At 38.8% G+C, this 8,059-nt stretch carries 6 protein-coding genes; all 6 read left to right on the top strand.

Annotation, left to right across the window (positions count from 1 at the left end; translation table 11 throughout):
• Positions 1 to 231: 231 nt before the first annotated feature.
• From CYP64_RS05725 to hypF, 6 genes are read left to right on the top strand one after another with little or no spacing between them, the layout of a single operon-like run.
• Positions 232 to 1,377 (top strand): hydrogenase small subunit, encoded by a 1,146-nt coding sequence (locus CYP64_RS05725; RefSeq protein ID WP_103649014.1) that lies wholly within the window; start codon positions 232 to 234, stop codon positions 1,375 to 1,377.
• 9 nt (positions 1,378 to 1,386) lie between these two features.
• Entirely contained in the window at positions 1,387 to 3,105 is a 1,719-nt protein-coding gene (locus CYP64_RS05720) for a nickel-dependent hydrogenase large subunit (protein WP_103649013.1), read from the top strand.
• Between the two features lie 9 nt (positions 3,106 to 3,114).
• A complete protein-coding gene (gene cybH, locus CYP64_RS05715) occupies positions 3,115 to 3,795 on the top strand; it encodes a Ni/Fe-hydrogenase, b-type cytochrome subunit (protein WP_021091370.1) in 681 nt (226 codons plus the stop codon).
• Complete coding sequence (locus CYP64_RS05710; protein ID WP_103649012.1) at positions 3,795 to 4,337, top strand: HyaD/HybD family hydrogenase maturation endopeptidase; 543 nt, start codon at positions 3,795 to 3,797, stop codon at positions 4,335 to 4,337. The genes cybH and CYP64_RS05710 overlap by 1 nt, the downstream gene beginning before the upstream one ends.
• A complete protein-coding gene (locus CYP64_RS05705) occupies positions 4,334 to 5,806 on the top strand; it encodes a hypothetical protein (protein WP_103649011.1) in 1,473 nt (490 codons plus the stop codon). Before CYP64_RS05710 ends, CYP64_RS05705 begins: the two co-directional genes overlap by 4 nt.
• Complete coding sequence (gene hypF, locus CYP64_RS05700) at positions 5,790 to 8,006, top strand: carbamoyltransferase HypF (RefSeq protein WP_103649010.1); 2,217 nt, start codon at positions 5,790 to 5,792, stop codon at positions 8,004 to 8,006. Before CYP64_RS05705 ends, hypF begins: the two co-directional genes overlap by 17 nt.
• The last annotated feature ends 53 nt before the right edge of the window (positions 8,007 to 8,059 follow it).

Raw genomic sequence — 8,059 nt, 5'->3', positions numbered from 1 at the left:
GATATTTACTTTCAGAATAATATGCTTAAAATATTGAAAATTCATCAAATCAAAATAAAATTTTTCAAAATATTATTTTTTATATTTTGAAAATATATCGCAAAAAAGGGATTTTAAATTTTTTAGTTAAAATTTATTTAATTATAAATATTAATTTTATAAAATAATTTTTTACTTCTTTAAACAAAGATATTATTAACAAAAGTAAAATTTTCAAGCAAAGGAGCTTATATGAATAATGACTTGCGTCAAAAGATAGATAGACGCTTAAGTGAGCTTAGTGCGTTGCCTAAGATGAAAAGCGACTCAAGTATTGCGCAGCTTTTAAAAGATAAGGGCTTTACGAGGCGTGATTTTATGAAGTGGGCTGGTGCGATGACAGCTTTTATGGCTCTACCAAGTGCGATGACACCGATGATTGCTCGTGCTGCTGAGCTTAGCGATAGGCTTCCTGTGATATGGCTTCATATGGCAGAATGCACAGGCTGTAGCGAGAGCTTACTAAGAACCGATGCTCCAAGCATAGATAGTCTTATATTTGACTACATAAGCCTTGAATACCACGAAACTATCATGGCAGCTTCTGGTTGGCAGGCTGAAGAAAATTTAGAGAGTGCGATCGAAAAATACAAAGGCAGATACATTTTGCTAGTTGAGGGCGGTATCCCAACTGGTGCGACTGAAAATTTTCTAACAGTTGGACCTCATGGCACAACAGGTAAAACTCATGCTGTAAATGCTTCAAAAGACGCAGCTGCTATCTTTGCGATCGGCACCTGTTCTAGCTTTGGTGGCATTCAAGCTGCAAGGCCAAATCCATCAAATTCAGTGGGACTTTCAAAGGTAACTGATAAGCCAGTTATTAATGTTGCGGGCTGTCCACCAAGTGAGAAAAATATCGTTGGCAACGTGCTTCACTTCTTGCTTTTTGGCACACTTCCAGCACTTGATGTTTACAATAGACCAAAATGGGCTTATGGCTTAAGAATTCACGATCTTTGCGAAAGACGTGGTCACTTTGACGCTGGCGAGTTTGTCCAAAATTTCGGCGATGAAGGCGCAAAAAATGGCTACTGCTTATATAAAGTAGGTTGTAAAGGTCCATATACATTTAATAACTGCTCACGCGAGAGATTTAACCAGCACACATCATGGCCAGTTCAAGCAGGTCACGGCTGTATAGGCTGCTCAGAGCCAGACTTCTGGGATACGATGGGACCATTTGAAGAGCCTATGGCAGATAGACTCTTTGATACTGTTTTAGGTCTTGGAGCTGATAATGTCAGCGATAAAGTTGGCATCGGAATTTTAGCTCTTACAGGCATTGGCATAGCAGCTCACGCTGTTATAGCTTCTATGAGTAAAGATAAAGAATAAGGCGAAAAAATGAGTGAAAAAAGAATAGTAATAGACCCTATAACACGTATCGAGGGACACTTAAGAATAGAAGTTGTCGTAGATGAAAATAATGTTGTAAAAGAGGCTTACTCTGGTTCAACTCTTTGGCGTGGCTTAGAGCAGATCGTAAAAGGCAGAGACCCAAGAGATGCTGGCTTTTTCATGCAAAGAATTTGTGGCGTTTGTACATACTCACACTACCGAGCAGGCATCATCGCAGTTGAAAATGCTCTTGGCATCAAGCCTCCATTAAATGCAGAGCTAACTAGAACGCTTATGAACGCAGCTTTATATCTTCACGATCACATCGTGCATTTTTATCAACTCCACGGCATGGACTGGGCAGATGTGGTCTCTGCACTAAGCGCAGATGTACATAAAGCTAGCGAAGAGGCGTTTAAATACACTGATTTGCCATTTGCCACTGGAGCTGACAAACTAAAAGAGGTAAAAGAGAGGGTTGAAGCCTTTGTTAAAAAGGGCAACCTTGGACCATTTGCCAACGCATACTGGGGACATAGTACATATAAATTTACGCCAGAGCAAAATTTGATCGTCCTCTCTCACTACTTAGAGTGCTTAAGGATCCAAAGAACAGCGGCTCAGATGATGGCTATCTTTGGCGCGAAAAACCCACACCCACAAAGCTTAACAGTAGGCGGTGTGACCTGCGTGATGGACCTTATGGATCCAGCTAGAATGGGCGAATATATGAGCAAATTTGCCGAGATCAAAGAATTTGTAGATAGAGCTTACTATCCAGATATCTTGATGGCAGCTAAAGCCTATGGTAATGAGCCAAGCGTTCTAAACGATGTTGGTGTGGCAAATTTACTCTGCTACGATGAGTTTTTGATAGGCAAAAATGATCATCTATTTAAAGGTGGCTATATCTTAAATGGCGATCTTAACAAGGTTTATGATATCGATGAAAATAAAATCACTGAAGAAGCTACTAGGTCTTGGTATAAAAACGACAAAGCGCTTCATCCATATGACGGCGAGACTGAGGCAAACTACACAGGCCTTATTGACGGCGAGAGCATAGACGCCGAGGGCAAACTAGCTCATAGTAAGCTTTTTGATACAAAAGGCAAATATAGCTGGATCAAAGCACCAAGATATGATGGCATGCCTATGCAAGTAGGACCGATCGCAAGCATCGTCATAAACTACGCTAGAGGCAATGAAAGAGTTAAAAAGGTGGTTGATGAGTTTTTAGCAAAGAGTGGCTTGCCATTAAGTGCGGTTTTCTCAACTCTAGGCAGAACCGCTACTCGTATGCTCGAGGCAAAAGTAGTGGCAGATCACACAATGGACGCATTTAATGCCTTGGTAGAAAATTTAAAATCAGATCAAGAGACCTGCGCAAAATATGTAATCGATAACAAAAAAGAGTACAAAGGAAATTTCCAAGGCAATGCTCCAAGAGGTGCGCTTAGCCACTGGTGCCGCATAAAAGATGGTGTTATCACAAACTGGCAAGCAGTCGTGCCAAGCACATGGAACGCCTCTCCAAAAGACGCACAAAATCAAATGGGCAGCTACGAAGCGTGCTTAGTTGGTTTAAAGATCGCTGATCTTTCAAAACCGCTTGAGATAATACGAAAAATTCACTCTTACGATCCTTGCATCGCATGCGCTGTGCATGTTATGGATACAAAGGGAAATGATTTGAGTACTTATAAGATAAATCCAAATTTGTAAGGAGAGAATATGTCACATAAAAATGCTGACAGGATCAGCGAATACGAATTCTCCATCGGCGTTAGGCTGACACACTGGATTAGATTTGCAGCGATCACACTTTTAGTTGTGAGTGGCTACTATATCTCATACGTTTTTGTGAGCCCAGAGATCACGAGCGAACCTACAAATTTTATGCAAGCAAAGTGGCGTATGGCTCACCAGATCGCTGGTTTTGTGCTGATAGCGGCGTTTATCTTTAAATTTTATCTATTTGTCTTTGATAAACACAGCAAAAAAGAGTGGATGAGTGTGGTCGATTTTCTAAATCCAAAAATTTGGATCGCACAGATCAAATACTATCTTTTTATGGGGCCACACCCGCATTTAAGGGGCGTTTATAATCCTTTACAGTTTGCCTCATACTTTTTCTTTTATCTTATTTTGACTCTTATTTGCCTAAGTGGTCTTGTGCTTTATGTTCATGTTTATCATGAGGGACTTGGCGGAGCACTTTATGAGCCAGCTAGGTTTTTTGAAGAGCTTATGGGCGGACTAGCAAATGTCAGAACGATACATAGAATTTGTATGTGGGTCATTATGATTTTTGTGCCTATTCATGTTTATATGGCGGTATTTAACGCTGTTAAAGGTAAAAATGGAGCGATGGACGCTATCGTTAGTGGCTATAAATTTGTAAAAGAACACTGATGAGAGTGCTGGTTCTTGGTATCGGCAACGTGATGTTTGCCGATGAAGGCATAGGTGCTCATTTTGTAAATTTGATGGTTAAAAACTATAAATTTACAAGTTCTAAAAACGAGCTTACTCTAATGGACGGGGGCACTTTAGCCCTCGCCCTAACTCACATAATAAGCGAATTTGACTATCTTATCGTCGTTGATTGCATTAGCGCAAATGGTGCAAGCGTAGGTGATGTTTATTTTTTCGACTTTCTAAACGTGCCAAATTTTATTAGTTGGGACGGCTCGGCTCACGAGATAGAGATGCTCCAGACCCTTCATCTAATGGAGCTTGCAGGCGATAGGCCTACGACTAAAATTTTAGGTATCGTGCCTAGCCGTATAGAGTCATCAAATTTTAGCCTCTCAGATGAAGTGATAAAAGCTTCTAATATCCTAGAAAAAACGCTACTTGATCACTTAAAAGAGCTTGATTTTAAGTGTGAAAAAGTAGCAAATTTCACCCTAAATGATATCGTTGATGAATACGCTAAAAAAGGTTTAAAATGATACTTGCTTTTAAATTTACTTGCCACAAAGACGCTTCGTTTCTAGCGCCATTTTTGCGCTTGCTTGCTGGCGATCTAGCTCATAGTATAAAGTGCAAAGAAGATGAAATTTGTCTAAAGGTAAGTGGTAATGCCAGCGAGCTTGAGAGCGTGGCAAATAAAGCAAGCGCACTCTTGCCATTTAGTCTTTTTATAAAGCACAGTGAGGTCTTGGCTGCAAGTGAGCTTGATGAAGATAGCAAGATAAATGAGATAAAATTTGGCGGCCTAACTCCGACTCAAGCGAGTACCTTTTTGACTAGTGAAAAGGCTATCTTAAATGAAAGTGGCGTGCTATGTGAGAGTAAATTTGAGGGTGAGATAACAATTGGTAATTTTAATGAAAAGCTAAAAGCTTGCCTAAATTTATTAAAAAATGGCAAGAGCATTTGCGTAGAGCAAGATGAAAATTTATATGAAATTTCTCTTGGGGTAAATTTTGATGCAAATTTCTTGATGCCCGTAAATTTAAAGCAGCTACCAAAAATTTTTATCGCCGATGATAGAGCTTTGACATTTCTAGCTAGCTTTGAAAAGCCACTTTTAGCACTAAAGACGACAGCCATTTATAGGCAAAATCACGAGGATGCACCGCTATTTTTTGACGTGATGGCGCCAAATGATCTTTTTCTTTACGCCATTTGCGAGCAGCTAAATAAAGAGGGCTTTAGCTTTTTAAGCATTGCTGTAAAGGAGCAAAAAAATGCTCTTTCAAGGCTAATTTTACTTGAAAATAGCGCAGTTTTAAGCCCATTTTTCTATGCAAAAAACGAGGAATTTGAGCTTAGTAATTTTATCGATATAGCTTTGGGGCTAAAATTTAGCAAATTTAGTGATGACGAAATTTACCTGCTTTCAAAATCAAGCAAAACGCAGCTTCTATTTTTGCCAAAATTTAGTAGCTTTGAAGAAATTTATGAGCTCATAAGAGCCGAGGAGGGTGGCGAAAGGCTACTTGAAAACTTCAGTAAAGAGCACACCTTGCCAAGCGGTAAATTTAACTCAAATGCTAGCTTTTTCTCGCTATTTTGCATAGCTGGGCGCATACTTGGCTTAGGCGATGACTTTAAAAAAGCAGGGGAGAATTTGCTTCTTATGGCAAGCGATTTTAGCGGTCAAAAGGGCGTTAGGATCGATTACAAGATGAAAGATGACTTTGGTTTAGACGGGGTTAAGTTTGTAAAAAGTATCATTTCGTTTGTCCTTGCTGGCGCTGGAGAGAAGAACATCAGCTTTGGTTGCACCGAGTCTTTGGCGCACTTTTTGAGCGATTTTAGCTATGAAAAACGAGATAAATTTAGCATTAAAAATGTTACTTTAAGCGGGGATCTATTTTATAATAAGGTAGTTAGCAACTTGATAAAAAAGCACCTAAACCCAAATATAAAAACAAATTTTGACCCCGGATTTGGCGTTGAGATCAAGCTTTAGATATGAGATCAAAGGCTTAGTTCAAGGCGTAGGTTTTAGACCTTTTGTCTATACTTTAGCGGATAAATTTAAGCTAGTTGGTGAAATTTACAACGATGATGAGGGTGTGAAGCTAAATTTTAGCGGCGAAGAGGCCAGCTTTTTGGCTTTTGAAAAGGAGCTTTATGAGAAGCTGCCAGCCCTTGCTAGGATCGATGAGCTAAAGAAATTTAAGATAGATAAAATTTATGAAAAGCTTGAGATCATCGCTTCAAAATCAGCCACCAAACAAGCGCCTATCTTGCCTGATTACGCGCTTTGCGATGACTGCTTGCGCGAGTTTTATGACCCTACAAATCCACGCTACAAATACCCATTTATAAACTGCACCAACTGCGGACCGAGATTTTCCATCATCAAAGCATTGCCCTACGACAGGATAAATACGACGATGAACGAGTTTAAAATGTGCAAATTTTGCGAGAGCGAGTACAAAGATCCGCTTAATCGCCGCTATCACGCAGAGCCGATATCTTGCCCAAACTGCGGACCAAAACTCTATCTAAAAGATAAATTTGGCAAAGTCTTGGCTAGCAAAAATGAAGCAGCCAAAGAGGCGGCTAAGCTCATAAACGAGGGCAAAATTTTAGCCATTAAAGGGCTTGGTGGCTTTCATCTGGTTTGTGACGCGACAAATGAAGGCACAGTTAGCGAGCTAAGAGCTAGAAAACACCGCCCAAGCAAGCCCTTTGCTCTGATGAGTAAAAATTTAGAGAATGCTAGAAAAATAGCGCAAATTTCAGAGGCGGAGGCAAAGCTTCTTAGCTCAAATTTAAAGCCGATCGTCTTACTTGAAGCAAAAAACGGCTCAAATATCGCAAAAAGTGTCGCACCAAATTTAAATAAGCTTGGCGTCATGCTCGCATTTAGTGGCATACATCTTTTGCTATTTGACCACTTAGAGCACGATATCGTCGCAACTAGCGCAAACATTTCAGGCGAAGTTGTCATAAAAGATGAGAGTGAGCTAAGAGAAAAACTAGGTGATGTCATAGATTTTTACCTTGATCACGACCGAGAAATTTACTCGCCAAGTGACGATAGTATCGCATTTTGTGTTGGTGATGAGACAATTTTTACAAGAACGAGCCGTGGGCTAAATCCAAATTTCATACATACAAATTTCAAGCAAAAAGGGGCATTTTTAGCCCTTGGAGCTGAACTAAAAAGCTCATTTTGTATCTATAAAAACGGCCTTTTAATGGTTAGCCCATATATAGGAGATCTAAAAAATGTGGCAACTTTTGATAGGTTTAAGGACATTTTCACCCTTTTTGAAAAGACTTATGATCTAAAAATAGATAAAGTTATAGCCGATCTGCATCCAAATTTTTTAAATACAAAATGGGCAAAAGAGCAGGGTTTTGAGCTCATTCATCTGCAGCATCACTACGCCCATCTACTAAGTGTAATATTTGAAAATGAGCTGGCAGACAAAGAGTATCTTGGCTTTTGTTTTGACGGCACTGGATACGGGGAAGATGGCAAAATTTGGGGTGGCGAGGTTTTTAGGCTAGATAAAAAGGGCTTTAATAGAGTTTATCATTTTGATGAATTTAGCTTATTTGGTGGCGAAAATAGCATCAAAAATATCTATTTAATCGCATATTCTATTATTTTAAAATACTCACTTGAGGACGAAGCTAGTAAATTTTTAGTAAATTTTGATGAAAAAGTACTTCATAATTTTAAAAAAATGGAGCAAAAGGGGCTAAATTTAGTTCGTACCAGCTCGCTTGGTAGGATATTTGACGCATTTGGTGCTATTATCTGTGGTCTTTTTCACTCAAGCTTTGAGGGTGAGAGCGGCATGAGACTTGAAGCACTTTATGATAAAAATTTGGATGTGTGTTATAAATTTAGTCTAAATGCTGGAGTGATCTGCTTTAAAGAGGCTTTTAAAAATGCTTTAAAAGATGAGCCAAGGGTGGCTGCAACGGCATTTATAAATGGTATAGCTGATATTATTTTTGAAATTTCTAAAAATGAGAAAAAAGAGGTTTTATTAAGTGGTGGAGTTTTTCAAAATAAGACTTTACTTGATATCATTTACAAAAAATTTACTAAAGCAAATTTGAAATTTTATATCAATAAAAAATTCTGTAGCAACGATTCTAACGTAAATTTAGGGCAAATTTATTATTATTTATCTACATTTTAAAAGAACTGATGTATAATGATTGTAAACGGTAATCAAACGAGAAAGGAGCAAAA

This window comes from Campylobacter concisus (assembly GCF_002913945.1).
Classification (GTDB): domain Bacteria; phylum Campylobacterota; class Campylobacteria; order Campylobacterales; family Campylobacteraceae; genus Campylobacter_A; species Campylobacter_A concisus_P.
Note: the sequence above shows the minus strand (reverse complement) of the source record. Positions and strands in the feature narration are given on the sequence as shown.

Excerpts from the sequence above, each read along its gene's own strand:
- CYP64_RS05705 (WP_103649011.1), top strand. The coding sequence starts at position 4,334 with ATGATACTTGCTTTTAAATTTACTTGCCACAAAGACGCTTCGTTTCTA.
- CYP64_RS05720 (WP_103649013.1), top strand. The coding sequence starts at position 1,387 with ATGAGTGAAAAAAGAATAGTAATAGACCCTATAACACGTATCGAGGGA.
- cybH (WP_021091370.1), top strand. The coding sequence starts at position 3,115 with ATGTCACATAAAAATGCTGACAGGATCAGCGAATACGAATTCTCCATC.
- CYP64_RS05710 (WP_103649012.1), top strand. The coding sequence starts at position 3,795 with ATGAGAGTGCTGGTTCTTGGTATCGGCAACGTGATGTTTGCCGATGAA.
- CYP64_RS05725 (WP_103649014.1), top strand. The coding sequence starts at position 232 with ATGAATAATGACTTGCGTCAAAAGATAGATAGACGCTTAAGTGAGCTT.